Annotated in this window: 14 protein-coding genes, 1 other RNA gene, 2 pseudogenes and 1 CRISPR repeat array; of the genes and pseudogenes, 9 read left to right on the top strand and 8 right to left on the bottom strand. The window is 42.8% G+C overall.

What is annotated here, in order from left to right; translation table 11 throughout:
* Window positions 1-81: 81 nt before the first annotated feature.
* A CRISPR array of direct repeats spans window positions 82-841; the repeat unit is 37 nt; unit sequence GTTTCAATCCCTGATAGGGTTTTAGGTTTTTTCCGGC.
* Between the two features lie 975 nt (window positions 842-1816).
* Window positions 1817-2563, top strand: coding sequence for a dienelactone hydrolase family protein (locus tag QUA36_RS28645; protein ID WP_333459866.1), 747 nt, complete (start codon window positions 1817-1819; stop codon window positions 2561-2563).
* Window positions 2564-2670: 107 nt separating this feature from the next.
* The gene (locus tag QUA36_RS28640) at window positions 2671-3570 is read left to right on the top strand and encodes a S1 RNA-binding domain-containing protein (RefSeq protein ID WP_333164962.1); all 900 of its coding nucleotides are present in this window, start codon (window positions 2671-2673) and stop codon (window positions 3568-3570) included.
* Between the two features lie 359 nt (window positions 3571-3929).
* Here QUA36_RS28640 and QUA36_RS28635 read toward each other — a convergent pair whose 3' ends face one another.
* The gene (locus QUA36_RS28635; protein ID WP_333459865.1) at window positions 3930-6161 is read right to left on the bottom strand and encodes a polysaccharide biosynthesis tyrosine autokinase; all 2232 of its coding nucleotides are present in this window, start codon (window positions 6159-6161) and stop codon (window positions 3930-3932) included.
* A gap of 41 nt (window positions 6162-6202) precedes the next feature.
* On the bottom strand, window positions 6203-7633 hold the full coding sequence (locus tag QUA36_RS28630) for an SLBB domain-containing protein (protein WP_333459864.1): 1431 nt from the start codon (window positions 7631-7633) through the stop codon (window positions 6203-6205).
* Between the two features lie 33 nt (window positions 7634-7666).
* Between QUA36_RS28630 and QUA36_RS28625 the strand changes: the two genes are divergently transcribed.
* The 4 genes from QUA36_RS28625 to QUA36_RS28615 all read left to right on the top strand — a co-directional run bounded on the left by QUA36_RS28625 (window position 7667) and on the right by QUA36_RS28615 (window position 10270).
* Window positions 7667-9022, top strand: coding sequence for an O-antigen ligase family protein (locus QUA36_RS28625; RefSeq protein WP_333459863.1), 1356 nt, complete (start codon window positions 7667-7669; stop codon window positions 9020-9022).
* Between the two features lie 278 nt (window positions 9023-9300).
* Complete coding sequence (locus QUA36_RS31475; RefSeq protein ID WP_445301466.1) at window positions 9301-9408, top strand: MarR family transcriptional regulator; 108 nt, start codon at window positions 9301-9303, stop codon at window positions 9406-9408.
* A gap of 66 nt (window positions 9409-9474) precedes the next feature.
* Window positions 9475-9687 (top strand): hypothetical protein, encoded by a 213-nt coding sequence (locus QUA36_RS28620; protein WP_333459862.1) that lies wholly within the window; start codon window positions 9475-9477, stop codon window positions 9685-9687.
* 283 nt (window positions 9688-9970) lie between these two features.
* On the top strand, window positions 9971-10270 hold the full coding sequence (locus tag QUA36_RS28615; RefSeq protein ID WP_333459861.1) for a transposase: 300 nt from the start codon (window positions 9971-9973) through the stop codon (window positions 10268-10270).
* 7 nt (window positions 10271-10277) lie between these two features.
* Here QUA36_RS28615 and QUA36_RS28610 read toward each other — a convergent pair whose 3' ends face one another.
* Together QUA36_RS28610 and purD are read right to left on the bottom strand one after the other, a co-directional pair.
* Window positions 10278-12443 carry an ATP-binding protein gene (locus QUA36_RS28610; RefSeq protein ID WP_333459860.1) on the bottom strand — a complete coding sequence of 722 codons (2166 nt, stop codon included), beginning with the start codon at window positions 12441-12443 and terminating at the stop codon, window positions 10278-10280.
* A 170-nt stretch (window positions 12444-12613) separates the two neighbouring features.
* Window positions 12614-13894, bottom strand: coding sequence for a phosphoribosylamine--glycine ligase (purD, locus tag QUA36_RS28605; RefSeq protein WP_333164958.1), 1281 nt, complete (start codon window positions 13892-13894; stop codon window positions 12614-12616).
* A 338-nt stretch (window positions 13895-14232) separates the two neighbouring features.
* On the opposite strand from purD, the gene QUA36_RS28600 reads away from it, so the two are divergent.
* Together QUA36_RS28600 and ssrS are read left to right on the top strand one after the other, a co-directional pair.
* Window positions 14233-15495: a 5-(carboxyamino)imidazole ribonucleotide synthase gene (locus QUA36_RS28600; RefSeq protein ID WP_333459859.1), complete on the top strand. Its 1263-nt coding sequence runs from the start codon at window positions 14233-14235 to the stop codon at window positions 15493-15495.
* 50 nt (window positions 15496-15545) lie between these two features.
* Window positions 15546-15733, top strand: a non-coding RNA gene (ssrS, locus tag QUA36_RS28595) — 6S RNA.
* 100 nt (window positions 15734-15833) lie between these two features.
* Here the strand turns inward: ssrS and QUA36_RS28590 are convergent.
* Window positions 15834-15992, bottom strand: a pseudogene (locus QUA36_RS28590) (IS630 family transposase); the annotation flags it as partial.
* 14 nt (window positions 15993-16006) lie between these two features.
* Here QUA36_RS28590 and QUA36_RS28585 point away from each other — a divergent pair.
* Window positions 16007-16989: pseudogene (locus QUA36_RS28585) on the top strand (transposase); the annotation flags it as partial.
* Between the two features lie 101 nt (window positions 16990-17090).
* On the opposite strand, the gene QUA36_RS28580 reads toward QUA36_RS28585, so the two are convergent.
* From QUA36_RS28580 to QUA36_RS28570, 3 genes are all read right to left on the bottom strand, one after another.
* A complete protein-coding gene (locus QUA36_RS28580; RefSeq protein WP_333459858.1) occupies window positions 17091-17249 on the bottom strand; it encodes a hypothetical protein in 159 nt (52 codons plus the stop codon).
* A gap of 45 nt (window positions 17250-17294) precedes the next feature.
* Window positions 17295-18011 carry a GUN4 domain-containing protein gene (locus QUA36_RS28575; protein WP_333459857.1) on the bottom strand — a complete coding sequence of 239 codons (717 nt, stop codon included), beginning with the start codon at window positions 18009-18011 and terminating at the stop codon, window positions 17295-17297.
* 87 nt (window positions 18012-18098) lie between these two features.
* Window positions 18099-18362 (bottom strand): hypothetical protein, encoded by a 264-nt coding sequence (locus QUA36_RS28570; RefSeq protein WP_333459856.1) that lies wholly within the window; start codon window positions 18360-18362, stop codon window positions 18099-18101.
* Window positions 18363-18581: the final 219 nt, after the last annotated feature.

The following is an 18581-nucleotide window of genomic DNA, read 5'->3' as shown; positions in this document are numbered from 1 at the left end:
TACTTTTGTTACCTCTGTGGAAAAAATCCTGAAAGAATTTGGAGAAAACTATGTAATTAATTTTGTCTAGCTACTTAGAAGGTTTCAATCCCTGATAGGGTTTTAGGTTTTTTCCGGCCATTGCCTTGCTCGACTAACTCGCCATACTCGTCTGTTTCAATCCCTGATAGGGTTTTAGGTTTTTTCCGGCTCGTTTCGACAGTAAATCCCTACAGTGTTGGCACTTTCGTTTCAATCCCTGATAGGGTTTTAGGTTTTTTCCGGCTATTACCTTGATTGAGGAAAAGATAGAGGAAGCAGTTTCAATCCCTGATAGGGTTTTAGGTTTTTTCCGGCATTCACGCTTGCCTTCTTCACGTTTACCAACCGGGTTTCAATCCCTGATAGGGTTTTAGGTTTTTTCCGGCATAGCAGCTTCAGTCGAGCAAGCCAAATGGCCCGGTTTCAATCCCTGATAGGGTTTTAGGTTTTTTCCGGCCGGGTGTAAGTGGGGGGGGGTTATTCCCACCTAAGTTTCAATCCCTGATAGGGTTTTAGGTTTTTTCCGGCAAAAGCGCGTTAAATTGCGCCTCTGGAACATCCACAAGTTTCAATCCCTGATAGGGTTTTAGGTTTTTTCCGGCCGTATGGGCGGCGATGCCGTTTACTGTTAGCTCTGTTTCAATCCCTGATAGGGTTTTAGGTTTTTTCCGGCGTCCGACCGCGAGCGCGAGCTAAATCTGATCTATGTTTCAATCCCTGATAGGGTTTTAGGTTTTTTCCGGCCCGCACTGCTTGAATGCGTGGTAGACGAGCTTCGGGGTCGTTTCAATCCCTGATAGGGTTTTAGGTTTTTTCCGGCCGCGCGTTCCAGAAGCCAGGGTGTATTTAGTTTTCAAAGTACAGTTGCGTCCACCTAAAAGAAAAGTACCATTCCAGCTTTCGGCTTGTCAATACCCAAGTTTCCATACTCACTCCAAAACCTTGCCCTGTAAAGCTTTCAGCCTTTGCGTCTATCTTTTTTTCACACTAGAGGCATCAAACTCTTGCTGCACACGAGTTTGAGCCGAAAAATTTGATACTCCGATTTTAACACCTACCCATTGACGCAAACTAAACAAAAATATTGTGCGCTCAACGGACTCTACCCCACCAATACGTTCGATCTTAACCTGAGAGCAAGCGCACAGCGGAAAAAACCAAATACTCTCTTCCTTGGGTTGGATGACTTTTTTCGGCGTGGCGATCGTAACTTAGACTTTAGTCCGAGCCTGCATCCATCTCCTCAACAGGTGGCATGACTTTCTTCGGCGTGGCGATCGTAACTTAGACTTGAGTCCTAGCCGGAATCAATCTCCTCAACTGGTTGCATGACTTTTTTCGGCGTGGCGATCGTAACTTAGACTTGAGTCCTAGCCGGAATCAATCTCCTCAAACGATTCCGCCAACCAGAAAGCAAAACGATTCAAAAATAACTCCGATATATCAAAAAAAATTAGCGCATATTCAACAGCTAACGACTTAGACACTTATCTCTAAAATCTCACGAAAAAGCCGGATTAAAGCTGCCAAGTCGTAGACTTATCAAAATCTATGCTTTAGAAAATCACAGACCAAAACTTATATTCTACCGAAACTGAATCCCCAATTTATTGCTATAAGTGATTGCTTCCAACTTATTCAGCGAAACCTAAACCTTCAACAATAAGCGAATTTTTACCTGCCATATTTGCGGTATTTACGCTTCGCGATTCCGAAAAATGTTATTGGCAAATTGCCTACAAAATCCCCAAATTAACTTAAAATCAGTAGAGTGGCATTTACCTTAAAACAACCTATGACAAAAGCCGAAATTAGCACCAAAAACATCACAGTTCCTAACGGGGAGTTGCAAATAGCTGCATACCTAGCCCAGCCAGCCTCCCCAGGGCAATTTCCCGCAGTTATCGTGATTCAAGAAATCTTTGGCGTCAACTCGCATATCCGCGAAGTTACTGAAAGAATAGCAAAAGAAGGATATGTGGCGATCGCCCCAGCCATTTACCAGCGTCAAGCCCCCGGCTTTGAAACCGGCTACACACCCGAAGCTATCCAAATCGGCAGAGAATACAAAGAAAAAACCACCGCTTCCGAACTTCTCGGCGATATCCAAGCCACCATCGATTACCTCAAAACTCTACCCTCTGTCAAACCAGAAGGTTTTGGCTGCATTGGTTTCTGCTTTGGAGGGCACGTCGCCTACCTCGCCGCTACTTTGCCCGAAATCAAGGCTACAGCGTCGTTCTACGGCGCCGGTATTGCCACCCAAACCCCCGGCGGCGGCACCCCCACGATCGCCCGCACAGCAGACATTAAAGGCACTCTCTACGCCTTTTTTGGCACTCAAGACCCCAGCATTCCCTTAGAACAAGTTGACCAAATCGCCGCAGAATTGGAAAAACACAGTATTTCTCACCAAATTTTCCGCTACAATGCCGATCACGGCTTCTTCTGCGACCACCGCGGCAGTTACGACGCTACGGCAGCAACCGACTCGTGGGTGCAGGTGAAGCAGCTATTTCATCAGCAACTTCAACCAGCTTAGAGAGTGGGAGATGGGGAGATAGGGAGATAGGGAGATGGGGAGAGTGGGAAAATTTTTTCTACTGACGACTGCCAACTAAATTACTGACAACTGACAACTAAACTGACATGAATTCCAAATCTACAGGTTCTCAAAGCGCAAAACCATCCTTTTCAATGGATGATTTTGCTAAAGCCCTCGAACAGCACAATTATGAGTTCCAGAAGGGACAAGTAGTGCGCGGCAAAGTGTTCGAGTACGACTCAAACGGCGCGTATGTTGATATCGGCGGCAAGTCTTCGGCTTTTTTGCCGATCGAAGAGGCTGCTTTGAGAACAGTAACGGATTTGTCGGAAGTGGTTCCGCTGGACGAGGAACGGGACTTTTTGATTATCCGCGAACAAGATGCAGATGGCCAAGTTACTTTGTCTCTGCGGCAGTTACAAATTCAGCAAGCTTGGGAAGATTTAATTGAATTGCAAGAAACCGGTAAAGTTCTTCAGGTGCGGGTTTCTGGGGCGAATAAGGGCGGCGTGACTGTAGATGTTCAGGGAATGCGGGGTTTTATTCCCCGATCGCACTTAGTCGATCGCGATAACCTAGAATCGCTGATTGGTCAATCTTTGAGCGTTAATTTTTTGGAGGTCGATCGCGAACGGGAAAAACTCGTACTTTCCCAGCGGATGGCTACTCAATCCAATGCCTTCAAGGATTTGCAAATTGGTCAGTTGGTGGAAGGAAAAGTCAGCAGCATCAAGCCTTTTGGCGTGTTTGTGGACTTGGAAGGAGTTAGCGGTTTGCTGCACATCAAGCAAGTCAGCCAAAAATATATTGATAACCTTGGCAAGGTGTTTGCTCCCGGTCAACCCCTAAAAGCGATCGTGCTTGACCTCGATGAAAGTCGTGGCCGAATTTCACTTTCTACGCGGGTACTAGAAAATTACCCAGGGGAAATGGTGGATAAAATGGCGGATGTTATGGATACCGCAGAAGAGCGATCGGAACGTGCTCGAAAGACTCTTTCTTAAGTCTTGATCTAATTACCACCCCGACTTCTTAAAGAAGTGGGGGTGGTAAAAGTGCGATCGTTGTACGTTTAATTAGGTTGATTTACTTATTTTGGATTTTACATCGACTTCTTATACCAGTTTCCAAAAAGAATCCCACTATAGGCTAACTCCAAACCCCTAAGCTGTTGCACATTTAAACTGTGAACTAAAATTTGATAAAGTTCTTGTGGGGAGTAGGGGTTGGGCCATAAAGCCCGCACAAAAAACACGATTTAGATGCACAACAGCATATCTAGTAAGTTAATACCTCTCGCCAATCAAAAATCTAAAATTGTCTTACTTCTTCCTTTCCCTATCTAACTCCCTTTTAGCATTCGTTATTTAACCCCATTAGCTACTACTCCCAATACTTTAAAATCGGCTACATTTAGTTGATCTAAAGCTTTATTTACCATCCCGCGATCGGTTTTTTCTATTTTAACTATCAGCACTGTACCATCAGTTTGAGAAGCTAGTAAATGACCGTCTGCTAAACCAATCAAAGGTGGCGTATCGTAAATGACTAAATCAAATAATGCTAGGAATTGTTCCATAACATAGTGCATCTTTTTAGAAGAAAGTAATGTAATTGGATCAGAGGGAATAGTACCTGCTGTGAGGACAAAAAGATTTTCATCGTCGGGTAATCGCTGAATAGCCTCATTTAAGCTTAAATCAGAGCTTAAAACATTACTTAAACCTTTGATATTTGATAAGCCAAGGTATGTGTGCAGTTGAGGCAAACGCATATTAGCATCCACTAATAATACTCGTTTACCAACAGCAGAAGCAGTTTTAGCTAAATAAAGTGCTACAGTGGACTTACCCTCACCTTTAATAGTCGAAGTGATGGTTAAAGAACTTATTGGGTGGTCAGCATTTAATAATTGAATATTTGTGTATAAGTAGTGAAATGCCTCGATTACCGGAAAATCTTTGTAATTTGAAACTATTATTCGTTTTAAGCTTGCACTGTTAGTATTTGAACTTACGCTAGTGAATTTAGGTGGAACACGTTCACCTCGACGAGATTTAATTTTCATCGCTTTGGCGATCGGAATGACCCCCAAAAGAGGGCGTTTAGTTGCTGATTTAATTTCTTCTGGAGTATGGAAAACAGTATTTAAAACTTCTACTAGGAAACCTATAGCAATGCCTAGTAAAGTGCTAATAACGATCGCAATGGCTAGGTGGCGACGGGTTGGTTTTTCTGTTACTGGGTTGAGATCACCATTTTCGTTTGTGATTAACTGTGGTTTAGATATAATTTCCCAAGAGCCATCAATTTGACCAGCATCTAGTTGTAAAGCTTTTTGTTTTTCGAGGAAGAGTTTGAGAGTATCTTTAGCTAGTTCTAGTTTTAATTGTAGGTCATCATAGCGACGTTGAGCTTGGGGCATTTGAGTGCTTTTTGCTTGTAGTAAGTTTTGACTATTAGTTATCACTCGCTCGCGAGCTTCCAACTGTTTTAGTTGTGATTGCATCTGCAAGATGACAGTATCAGCTTCTGTTTTCATTAAAGCGCGCAAACTTTGCTGCTTTTCCCGCAAAGATTGAATGGGAAGGCTATTTTCATAAAATTGAGTAGAGGTTAAAGCTAATTGCGACTCAATTTCATTTACTTTGCTAATTAAATTTTCATAAGATTTGGGGCTAATCTCAACAATCCAACGATTATCACCCGTTAAGGCTCTTTTCTTGTAGCTTTCATATTGAAGCCTACTTTCTGCCAGTTGTGCTTGCACTTCTAAGCGACGATTAGTTAAATTATCTAGCTGATCTGATAGGCTGCGGCTGCGTAGTTCTGGTTGATTAAAGTTATACTGAACTCTTAACGTTTGTAATTCTTGTTGCAAGTTATCTACTTTCTGCTGGAGTGGGGGTATTTTTTTATCAATAAAATCAATACTTTGTTTGCTAACTTTTAAACGCTCTTTGCCCATATATTCTATGTAATATTTGGCAGTTTCATCCAGCACATATTGGATGCGCTTGGGGTCTCGATCGCGGTAGCTAATATCTAGGAGTTTAGTACCACCCTGCTTCCCATCTCGCAAGAAAGTAACACGTTGGATAGTCAAGCGGTTGCTGAGATTTTTATAGTCAAAGTTAGGATATTTAGTTTTCAACCTATTAAGTAATGGGAATAACACTTCTGGGCTTTTTAAAACCCGCGTTAAACTTTGATAATCCACCGAGGAACCGTCTTCCGCTGATGTTTTAATTTTGTTCAAGTCTGTGATACCTAAACTATTATTTTGAGCTTGGACTAAGAGCTTTGATAGCCGATCGTCAGCCGTAATTGGTTCTGCTAAAACTGTAAATTTTCCTTCATACTCGGTAATAGATTTTTTGGAAGCCTTGAGCACGAAACTACCGCTTAAAGTAGCTATGCTGGCAGCTACTATGCCCATCACCAGAAGGCGACGTTTGACGACAGCTAATACCCAATTCATATCAAGAACTTGGTCATCCTCTGCTGGGGTACTAGCTAGGTAATTAGCGGAGGGAACAGACAAATATTGACCATTAAGGTCATTCTTGAGGGAAGATAACTGTTTTTTGTCCATAGCGAAAATGTTATTTAATTCCTAATTTCGTTATTTAATTCCTAATTGCCGAATAGTCTAAGTAGCTCTATGAGTCGGGTGGGAACGAGAATTCCTCCAATAACACTATTAACTGGTGAGAGAACAGTGTTAATGTTGTCTACGAATATAGCAGTCCTCGAACGTGCCACTATAATTATGTCATTATCTTGTATCAGTGGGTTGCTTTGAGCGTCGATTCCTTGATTCAAATTAATTGCTACTTCCGATCGGGATATAGTGCCATTAGGATTCAGCCTGATCAGTTCCACATATCTAGAGTTAGCGCGATTTTGTCTGAAACCCCCCGCACTCATAATTGCTTGATTTAAGGTAGTATTAGGAGGTAATTTGAGTCCACCCGGAGCATTGACTTCTCCGATAACACTCACTTGCAAAGTCGCCGGAGCAAAGCTAGCAGTAGCTAGAACAGAAACTTCTCCAGGGTCGATCGCCGTCGCTGTCGGGACAAAGATGATATCCCCTTCTTGTAGTATAGTATCTTGAGAGGTATCTTGTTCTTGCAAATATTGCCAGAGGTTAATAGTTCTAATTTGTTGTTTGCCACTTCTCGTATAACGTTGGAGTTGGATTTGCCTAATATCAGCGATTGATGTGATGCCACCAGCTAGTTGTAGAGCTCGAATGATGGTCGGTTGTCCGCTGGTTCTTTCACCATTTCGGGTATCACCACCAATGGCTACATATCTACCGGGACGCTTCACCTCTCCGAATACTGAGACAGTACGGGGTTGCTCTGCGGGTATAGAAAAATTAGATTCACTAAGTTGATTTGTTTCTGCTAAATTAATTGTTTCTTGAGGGGGAACCAAGATTTGATCTCCATCTCGCAATGTGATATCTTGGCTGGTCTGACCAGTTTGTAAATAATCCCACAGATTATAAGTGATAGTTATTTCTTTGTTAGCCGTGAGCCGACGCCGCACAATTACTCGTCGAATATCAGCGCTAGCTCGAATACCCCCAGCTTTTTCTAAAGCTTGAGGAAGCGTCGGAAACTGAATCGATGGTCTAGTTCCACCTCCATTAGCTAGGGGTAATAAGTAAGAGCCCGGACGACTTATTTCACCCGATAACCAAATATTAAGCGGGCGGGCAGCTTGTAAGCTGATTGTAACTAAAGGTCTTTTTACGACCTTACCATACGCTCTAGTGATAACTTGGGCTGCCTGTTCTAAAGTTAATCCTTGAAGGGAAACACTACCAATAATGGGGATTTGAATAGCTCCCCCAGCGGGAAGTTGATACTCCCCACTAAGCTGAGGCAGATCGTATATATCAATTCTAATATTGTCTCCACCACCTAGATAGTAATCAGTATTAATACTTGTTGCGGGGGCTGGCGACTGAGCGAGGTTGGTTTGAGGGTAGGAGAGAGTGAGTACCAGCGCCAGCAGTGGCAGTTGTAAAGCATGGAGAGTAAGCCATTTCATAGGTAGTAACAAATTTATGATAGAGGTAAAGCCATGAAAGATATTTTAAGGGTGCCGATGTTTGCGTTGATGCTATTGTGTTTAACGCTTATCGTGTTTGTGACTATTTATATTTTAGCCGCACGCCATCCGAAATTGAGTGCCACATTAGAAAAGATTTTTGTGGGCATACTTTTTTTTACCATCACTGGTGGTTCGGGGCTCACGGCAATGCCTTTTACCAAGCTCCATCCTAACGTTTTCTACAACTTAGAAACTACACCCCTAACTATGATTGCTCAAATTGCAATTTATGGGGCAATGATATTAATGCTATTTCCCCGTTTAACTAAAACCACCCAAAAAGCAGTTTCTATATGCATTAAATGGATAGCAGGGGACATTTTTTTAGGCTTATTTTTATTGATCATGACTTTATCGGGCTTGTGGTCACAAACTCCTGAAATTACTTTCCGGGCTATTTTTGCTATGTGGGGAATAACACTGGTTTCTATTTATGTAGGGAAAGTGTATAGTTGGTTAGAAATTTATGGATTATTGAGATGGCTAAGTGGTTTATTAGCTTTATGGGGAGTTGTAAAAACAAATGCAGCACCGGATGGTTGTTGGACTGGAGTTTTCGGTCATAAAAACCCTTTTTCTTTTCAAATGGCTAATACAGCTTCTTTATGGATTTTATATGCTTTTAAGGAGCGTAAGTATCGATATTTATCATTATTTATCATTTTAATATCTTTAGTAGGATTGCAAAAAGGTTGTAGTGGTGCTAGTCGGATTTTGACAGTGGTATTAATCAGTTTGTGGAGTTATTTAGCCCTCTTAAAAAAATTACCTGTAAAATGGGCTTTTCTCTGCTTTATCTTATTTTTGGTGGGTAGTATAGGTATAAGTATTTTGGTGCTAAATAATTTAGAGGCTATTATTGTGGATGGTTTGAAAAAAGATATGACTTTAACAGGTAGAACCGATTTTTGGCCTTTAATTATTGATCGAATTAATCAAAATCATCCCATATTTGGTTATGGAATGAAAGGATTTTGGCAGTTTTGGCGTGGCTCGGAAAATCCCGCTTACGGAATTGTAGTAGCTAAAACTGGTTTTGTGCCACCCCACTCTCACAATGGTTTTCTTGATATACTTTGCGAACTGGGTTGGGCCGGATTATTGTTGTTTATTGGGTCATTTTTAAATAATATATTTAGAGGTATAAACTACCTAGTTAAAGGAAATTTTCCAGAGTCAGGTTTGCCTTTGTATTTGTTAACATTTATGCTAATGACTAATTTGACAGAGGGGGGATTATTTGGCGTTGGTACTTATTGGTGTTGGTATGTAGTTTTATCGGTAAAATTGAGCTTAGATAGCACAGCTAAGGATAATCCACACTGATGATGTCAGCCTTTGGTCAGGCCTATTAGGAAAATTTTTAAACAGAATAGCCATATACCGGACTTCTTAAAGAAGTTGGGGGTTTAAAACCGATCGCATTTTACATTTAATTAAGGGGGCTTATACCAATTTTATGTGAAGTTGCATATAAGAGAGAGATTGCGTTTATGGTGCGTTTTATGGCTCGTAGTTTAAAAATCACAATTGAAGATGAAGAAAGTGCAGAATTTTTAGAAAAACAACTAAAAAATACTCGTACAGCGAGTCAGAAATAACGAATACAAGTATTATGGTGGTTAAAAACAGGGCAAGTACAGGAGCAGCAAGAATTAGCGCATCGTTTGGGTAGAGACAAATCTACGATAAGCCGGTGGTTACAAAAGTAGCGACTTGTGGAATATCAGAATTATTGTTGGTAAAAAAAGCCCCCGGACAAGTACCACACTTGACTGTTGAGGCACGCTTCAGGACTTAAAGAACGCTTGGCAACAGGAGCGCCTTTCAAAAGCTACGGGGAAATTGTGGAATGGTTAAAAACAGAGTATAATTTAGAACTGACTTATGCAACAGTCTATGCCTGGGTACATTATCGTCACATCGCAAAACTGAAAGTGCCACGTCCGCAAAGTGCTTTACAGGACTTACAAGCAGTGGAGCTTTTTTAAAAAACATCATTCCCGCAGTATTGACGTTTCAAAAATATTTTGGCAAGGGCAAAAGGCTACGATATTTGTGTCAAGATGAAACCCGGTTGGGATTAAAAACATTGACAGGAAAATTAATTACAGCCAGGGGTGTAAAACCAGTTGCTCCCCTACTATGGAAACGTGAAAATTTTTGGTCGTATGGGGTAGTCCAACCATTGAGTGGCTGGCATTTTTGCCAAGAATACGCGCTCGCTTAACGGAGAAGATTTTCATAAATTTATTGACGCTCTTTCTCGCTTAATTGGGTGAAGATATAGCCATCATTCACATGGATAGAGCGGGTGCTCATACCACTAATGAACTCTCATGGCCAGAAAATTTAATTCCTGTCTGTCAACCTTCACATAGTCCAGAACTTAATCCAATTGAAAGGGTCTGGGAATATATCAAAAAGGAACTTGTTGGAGAGGTTTTTACAACACTTGAGCAATTACGAGAGCGATTGAAACAAGTTCTTGAAAAAATCACTCTTGAGCAAATTAGTTCGTTGTCATCTTACAAGTTTATTCTTGAAGCCCTATTCTATGCAGCTTCATATTAAATTAGTATTACTTAAGATGACTCGCAATTGTTTCACTCTCCACCGTTGCTTCCACTGGCCAAGAATTTTCCATCTCTACTGTTTGTTTCGGCTGATAAACTGCCAAGTCGAACCAGAAAGTTGTACCCACATTAACTTCGCTAACTAAATTAATTTTAGTGTGGTGCTTGTCAATAATGTTTCTGACAATAGAAAGACCTAATCCAGTTCCTTCTAAAGTGTGTACTCTGTTTTCTACCCGGAAAAAGCGATCGAAGATTGCTTGTTGATCTTCGGGATCTATGCCAATTCCAGTATCAGAAATTTCGATCCGCACTACCGGAAAATGTTTGCCATCCGGTGACAAGTTGTGGTTGACGGATTGACCGTCTTTGTGGGTGGGTGCCTCCGGCTGTAGCAAATACGCTCGAATTGCCACCTTGCCGCCGGACTGCGTAAATTTTAAGGCATTTCCTACTAAATTTGCAAATACTTGCAGCAGCAAATCGTAATGACCTAAAGCAGGCGGCAAATACGGGTCAACTTCTTGCTCTAATTCAATGCCTTTATCCTTAGCATTTAACTGATAAGTCCGCAGGGTTTGTTCCACAGCTTGCGGGAGGTCAACAGCCTCCAAGTGATAAACTCGGCAGGATTCCAGTCGCGACAAGTCTAACACGTCGTTAACTAAACGAGTTAGTCGATCGGTTTCTCGATTCGCAATTTCTAGGAATTCCCGGCGCTCGCTTTCTAGAAGGTCTTCTCCGTACTCGTGCAGAGTCTCGATAAAAGATTTGATATTAAATAAAGGTGTTCTCAATTCGTGAGAAACATTGCTGATAAAATTGCTTTTAGCCTCATTAAGTTCTACTTCGCGAGTAATGTCCTGCACTGTCATTGCAATGCCTTTGAGACTTTCTCGGTAATTTCCCGAACCTTGATGCTTGGAGGTTTGCTCGTAGAAAGTACACTCTACAGCTACCGGGCGTTGTGGTTCGGTACAGGTATCTTCCTCATGGCGGATGCAGCTTCTGCACAGCGGTTCGGCACCGGGCGCTTTGTGCAGAATGACTGTAGTTAAAACAATCCGAATTGTACGGTTAACTGGTTCGCTCAGCGAGATGCGAAATTCGCCACCGTCGCGATCGCCCGCAGCTATTTCCTGCAAAGGTCTCGCCAACTCCTGCTGCACTTCCGAAGGCAAAATGTTCAGAACATTTACTCCGAGCGCATTTTTACCTTCCCATCCAAAAATCCGCATCCCAGTCGGATTAACTAAAATCACCTGCAAATTTGCGTCTAATAAAAGCGCGCCATCAGCAATCGTTGATACCAAAGTTTCTAACTTAGCTTTTTCCGCTGTCAGCTCTTCAATATTTTGTTCTTCATAACTTTCGAGTTTCTGTGCCATTTCATTAAAACTGCCAATCAACTCGCCCAATTCTCCCCCCAAAGGCAGATCAACTCGCTGCTTAAAATTCCCGCTGGCAATGTTTTTGACCCCGAAGACTAATTGTTTGATCGGCTGAGTAATTGTCAGGGCATTAAATACAGCGCCCAAAATTACCATTACCCAAATAGTGACAAATACTGCTAAAGTGACATCCCTAGTCAGATTTGAAGAGATAACTGCTGCGGGATTTGGGTTAATGCCGATCGCCAAAACTCCCAAATATTTGTCTTCATGAATTAACGGCACAAATACATCGGTAACTTCTCCATCTGGCGTCAAATGCTGCCGTACCAAAGGCAAAGAAGTTAAATTTCTCGCCTCAATATCGGCGAGAAAATTATCGGGAAGTTTGATCTGGCGGCGCAGCGTCAGAGAAGTTTGTACCTCTGATTCCGAAAAGGGTATCCCCAGGAAAATATCCCCAGCTTCGTCTGCATAAAGCATATAGCGGACGCTGGAGGTGCTGCTGTAAAATTGGCGAGAAAAGCGGGCGACTTCGGAGCGATCGTTTTTGGCAATCAGCGGCGCCACATTTGCCGCCAACAGCAGGCCCAGGTCGCGGCCGTAACGAGTATCGTTAAGTCGGGCGTCTTGCTGGATAGTATTCACGGCCCAGAATGTCAGGCCACTCATAATTAACGAAACTACGAGGGTAGCAGCAGCCATCAGGCGGGTCTGGAGGGTAAAATCCGACCACCAGCGGGCAATAATTTCTCCGATTTTGTTTAGTATGGCCAGCATTTCACCAGTTCACCCGTTCAATATTAAAAGCAAGATCAATTCAGTTGGCTCCCGATTAAATTTTCTGCTGCGACTTGTCCGCTACCGCCACCGCAGAGATACCAAACTTCATTGTTACATTTCTACATTGACATTGCTTGGCTTTCGGATGGCGGCCGATGTCGCAATTCCTAATTTTTACCGCCCAGTGCTCGGCGACCGATGTCCCGGCGGCAGTAGACGCCTTCAAATTGGATGCAATCAACTGCTGCATAAGCTGTGGAGATAGCTTGTTCCAAAGTTTCTCCCGCTGCGGTGACGCCCAAGACCCGGCCGCCGTCGCTCACCAACTGCTGGTGCTTCAACTGGGTGCCGGCGTGAAACACTTCTGCTCCTTTGGCTTCAGCTTCCTCGATACCTGTAATAACTTTGCCTTTTTGATAACTTCCAGGATAGCCCCCAGAAGCCAAAACTACGCAAACAGAGGCCCCCGACTTCCAGCGAATAGAATATTCACCGAGACGCTGCTGACAGCAGGCCAGCACCAAATCTTCTAAAGGAGTTTCCAGCAGTGACAAAACCGCTTGAGTTTCGGGGTCTCCGAAACGGCAGTTGAATTCTAAGACTTTTGGTTCTCCGTCGGGGGTAATCATTAAACCTGCGTAGAGTACACCCCGGTAGTCGATTTTGCGTTTTTGCAGTGCTGCGAGGGTGGGTTCGAGAATTTCTTCTTGAATCCTTTCCATGAGTTCCGGGGTGACAATGGGCGCTGGGGCGTAGGCTCCCATACCGCCAGTGTTGGCTCCCTTGTCGCCTTCGCCGATAGCTTTGTGGTCTTGGGCCGGCAGCAACGGTTCCACTGTGATGCCGTCGGTGAGGGCGAGAATCGAGACTTCTTGACCTGTTAAGAATTCTTCGACGACGACTCGGATGTTGTCTGTGCCGAATTCGCCTCGGAAAATGGTGTTGATGGCGCTGTGAGCCATTTTGACGGTGGTGGCAACGGTGACTCCTTTGCCTGATGCGAGTCCGTCTGCTTTGATGACTATTGGGGTTCCTTGTTCCAGAACGTATGCTTTTGCTGCTTCTGCGTCTGTAAATACGGCAGCTTTGGGTGTGGGGATGCCTGCTTCGAGCATCAATTCTTTCGCCCAGGATTTGCTGGATTCAATTTGGGCGCCGGCTTTTGTGGGGCCGAAAATCATCATTTTTCGCTGGTGGAAATAGTCGGCGATGCCTAGCGATAGAGGCAATTCGGGGCCGACGATGACTAATCCGATGTTGTTGACCATCACAAAGCGTTCGATGCCTTGGAAGTCGTCGATGTTGAGCGACAGATTTTGACAGCCTGGGGTGGTAGCTGTGCCGCCGTTGCCCGGTACGCAGAATACTTGTTTAATCCGCGTAGATTCTAGCAGTTTTTTTGCGATCGCGTGTTCGCGACCTCCGTTTCCCACAACTAAAACTTTCACAGTATCCTCACCTATAAATTTTGTTCCCTGAATGTCTGATTTTCAGTGTTGGCATCTGTCTATCTGCTTTTTGCAGTGCTGTCAATTATGCCATGCTTGGCGCTAGGGAATTGCTAGATGTGGCACTTTTCTGGAGGAGTCGGGTTCGACGCCTGTTTCTCAATGGCTGGGAGCGTGCAATAATTAAAGACTTTAGCCTCCCAATTTTTCTAGGTTCTGCCTCGATTTAATCCTGCAATTAAAACTATTTTTTGGCTTTCAACTCTGCAATTACTGTAATTGAGCCAGGGCCAAATAGCGATAAGATAGGCAGGTTGACTTTGCGGAATTTTACTCACATGAAATCAAATCCAACCGCTGCGAGTTCATCTGCCAAATTTAAGCGGGTGGGCGTTGTCGGCGGCGGCCAGCTAGCTTCGATGATGGGGGATGCTGCTAGGGCGCTAGATATTGAATTGGTAGTGCAAACTCCTAATGATACCGATCCGGCAGTTTCTGTTGCTGCTGGTGCTGTTTTGGCTGCTGTTGATGATGTTTTGGCTACGGCTCAATTGGCGGCTGGCTGCGATGTTATTACTTTTGAAAATGAGTTTGTGGATTTGGATGGTTTGCGGCCACTAGAGCGGCAAGGTGTGTTATTCCAGCCGAGTTTGTCGTCGCTTTCTCCTTTGTTGGATAAGTACGTTCAACGCTGTTATTTACAAAGTTTGGGTTTGCCAACTCCGAGGTTTTGGGAATGGGATTGCAGTGCGGATTTGCCCCCGGAATTGTTTAAGGCGGTGGCGATCGACTTTCCGGCAATTTCTGTTTCTGACAGCGTGCAGATTGCAGGAGACTCGGGTGCTGGATCGATCGACTTTCCCTTTGTCGTCAAAGTTCGCCGCCACGGTTATGACGGCCAAGGTACTTTTATTGTTAAGGATCGGGGGAGTTTTGAGTCAATTCGTGCTACACTCCAAGGTCAGTCTTTGCTAGTGGAAGAGTTTGTGCCGTTCGATCGCGAATTGGCTGTGATTGCAGCTCGATCGGCAACTGGGGAAATTGCGATTTATCCGATAGTGGAAACTCAGCAGCAAAATCAGGTTTGTCATCTCGTGATTGCGCCCGCTGATATTAGCTTAGATGTGAAAACTGAAGCTTGTGCGATCGCCCGCACTCTCCTCAACAGTTTGCAAGCTGTCGGCATATTCGGCATTGAATTATTTTTAACCGCCGACAATAAGCTGTTAGTCAATGAAATTGCACCCCGCACCCACAATTCGGGACATTTTACGATCGATGCTTGCGAAACTTCACAATTTGAACAGCATTTGCGCGCAGTTTGTCAACTGCCTTTAGGGAATTCCGATTTAAAATGTGCAGGCGCTGTCATGGTAAATTTGCTAGGTTACGAGTCTGCCCAGTCCGATTATTTAGCAAAAAGAAAACAACTGGCACAAATTAGCGGTGCTTTTGTCCATTGGTATGGTAAGAAAGTATCGCGTCCCGGCCGCAAACTCGGTCACGTTACAGTTGTGCTCGACGGGGACTTGGTGGCTCAGGGGCGATCGTCAGCTGAGGATCTGGCTCAAACCGTTGAATCTATCTGGTATGCAAGTTAAATTGCTCGAAGCTTGCCAAAATCGGGTTAGTTGGTATATATTAAATAAAGGTTCTACTGCGACGTTGGTGACTGCCAATAATGTTTTTTTGATCTATAACTCTTAACTCTCGGGAATCAAGATGTTTGGACAGCAGTAAACTGGGCTTGTACCCAGAAACTTTAAGTCCGAGCCAACGGTACCCACCTGGTAAAATACCAGGTCAAAAGCTGAGGTAAGACGGCGTTGCGGGGAGCCATTAAAATTTTGATTGGGATAGGCGCTGTGAAATATAGCTAGCCTATTTTTTTTTGAGATAAACGCTTTTACTCATACTTGGAGTTTAAGCTGTTGCACATTTAAACTGTGAGACAAGCATTACCCTTGTTTGTGATTTTGCGCCCCCATTTAATTATTAATTGTCCTTCATTTAAGAGGATCTGCAATAAATACTCTAGCTCTTCAATAGATGTAAAAAGTCGATTGACAATATGTTATTTTGCCGAATGCCATACTAATTAAATTAAGTTATATTAGTTATCCGACCGACTTAGGACTATTAAACGGAGCCAGAGTTCATACAGAAAAAATTATAGATACCCTGTATAAACAAATCAAAGACAACACCCATAAAAAACCAAGAACCTCCCGTAATCTAGCAAGAAAAGACTACTTAGCAGTAGCGAAACAAAGACAAATCACACGCAACAAAAGAAAACAGGAAATTAAAAAATAACTCCAATATATCACAAGAAACCGGGATTATATTGAACAGCTAATCGATTTAGGTGCGACCCTAGAAGGTGTGAATAAAAAGCAATATAAAACCTTGCTAGTCCTCACAGAAGTCGCTCGCCAACAGCAATGGTTATGTGACAATAATAAACAAAGTATTGAGGATAGAATAGTAAGTTTAAGCCAACCCCACATCCGTCCCATAGTCAGGGGAAAAGCTGGGAAAAGCGTAGAATTTGGAGCCAAGCTATCAGCCAGTTCTTTTGAAGGATATGTATTTTTAGACCGGATGAGCTGGGATAACTTTAACGAATCAGGGGACTTAAAAGCCCAATTAGAAGCATATCATAGGTTCACGGGATATTATCCAGAGTCAGTTCATGCAGATCGGATTTATCGCACACTCTTAGAACCGAGCGGGCGTGCAAAGAAAGAGGAATTAGAATTAGTGGGCCGCCCCTAGGAAGACCGCCAGCAAATGTGAGTAAATCAAAAAAGAGGCAAGCGTTGAAAGATGAGAGAATTTGCAATGCGATTGAGGGCAAGTTCAGGCAAGGTAAACGAAGATTCGGTCAGAATCGAGTGATGGCTAAACTCGATAATACATCTGGTACAGTTATTGCAATTACTTTTTTAGTTATGAACCTTGCTACCTGGTGGCGCCGGGTTTTTTGTGTGTTTTTATGTCTATTTGGAAAAAGAACACCTGTTTTTAAATTGAAAATAATCTACAATTATTGTTGGGTGGACTCGATGCAGAAAAGACTTATCTTTAGTTGAGTTTGAATATATCGATCGCTCCTGTTCATAGTTTGCGATCGATTATTCAGCAAGCCCTATATAGGAGTTGGTCGGATTTTCACTCCTTAACACTGTCGGCTTTAAGGGACGATTGAGCGATCGCGCTTTTTCTTATTTGTTAAGGGCGATCGGGCTTCAAAAACCTTTAAAGCAGGCGATGGGAGAAGGTTGTAGAAAGGTGAGGGTGATGAGGTGCGATCGCTCTTAGGAGTGAAAGGGCGATCGTAATTCAATCTCATGTTTTCTACAAGTGTGTCAATAAGTGTATGTGACCAGGATTTTGACTACAGAGCAATACCGCAATCTGACAAACGCTTTAATAAATTTAGTACAATAAGATTATTGATTTTATTTTCCCTTAACCCAGGATATCCTCCTGCCGGATTCGCTGTGGGCAGATGTCCATATGGAGCCTGGATTGAAAAAGTAATATCGTTATAACTTTTTAGACCACTACTGCCGTCATCGTAAGGAGCGTACCATTCTATGAGGTTATTAAAGTTACTTTCTAATTCCATTTCTTTCTTCATCTCTTCATAGTAATTTCCTTTTCTTTCGCTGGGGAGACGAAGCAGAATAAATATTGCATCCTCTCGTATTCCTAACAGAATTCGCCTTTGTACACTCAACCCAAAGCGACCATTGCTATATTTAAGCCAAAGTCTATCTATAGTACAAATGTCTTCACAGGGGGTGTGTTTAGCAGTTATTGGAGTGGCAAAGTCCTCTACGCTGTTGTAATTTGTTACGCGAAGTATCATATTGTTGGTTTCTTCGTCAGCTTCTCTCCATTTTCCCTCTGCTAGTAGGTCACGAAGGCGTCTGTAATCGCAGCCATAGCTATTGGACGCGCTAGTGTCAAGTGATACTTCAAGATTTGAATAATCTACTTGATTAGTGTAATTCTGGCTTGATGCCTTACTAGGTTGATTGCTGCTTGATGCTTGTGACACCACGAAGTAGACAACTACAGCCAGCACAATTAAAATTAAAATCCACATTGATACTTTCCTTGATTAGGTAATCAGGGGAATTGCCACTCAATCCCCTGATGGTTATGTCTACTGGTAAAAAAAATCAAAATTGTTTTATCCGCCATAATTACCGCTACCATAGCCTGTTTCTTTAGCTATCTCTAGCATAGTCGATTGACTTGATTTTACTTTTTTTAGTTCCATTTCTACTCTCTCTCTTTCTGCCTGGTCTGCTATTCCGATTTGCTCTTCAAATTGAGCTATTATTGTCGAGTTGGGAATATCAGAAACCTGTGAGGGGGATAAAATTCCTTGAGCCAAAGCCAAAGTAGCCATAATATTCCGAATTGTCTCGGCAAGGTTGTATGGTAAACTCACTTTTGTTAACTCCTATGCTACGGTAATTTGTAAATATGAACGCCAGCCATTTGCTGACATTTAAGTATTCTAATGAGTCAACTTCATCTTTGTCAGTGATAAAAAGTGACAAAAAGTTAGAAATAGTAGCAACATCTTGGAGCAGGGTAAACGCATCTTAACTTTAACGCAAAATATGCTACAGTTAAATCCGACTAAATTTTAGTGTAGTTTATTCGT

This window comes from Microcoleus sp. Pol10D4, assembly GCF_036701555.1.
Taxonomy (GTDB): domain Bacteria; phylum Cyanobacteriota; class Cyanobacteriia; order Cyanobacteriales; family Microcoleaceae; genus Microcoleus.
This window is presented reverse-complemented; position numbering and strand designations above follow the sequence as displayed.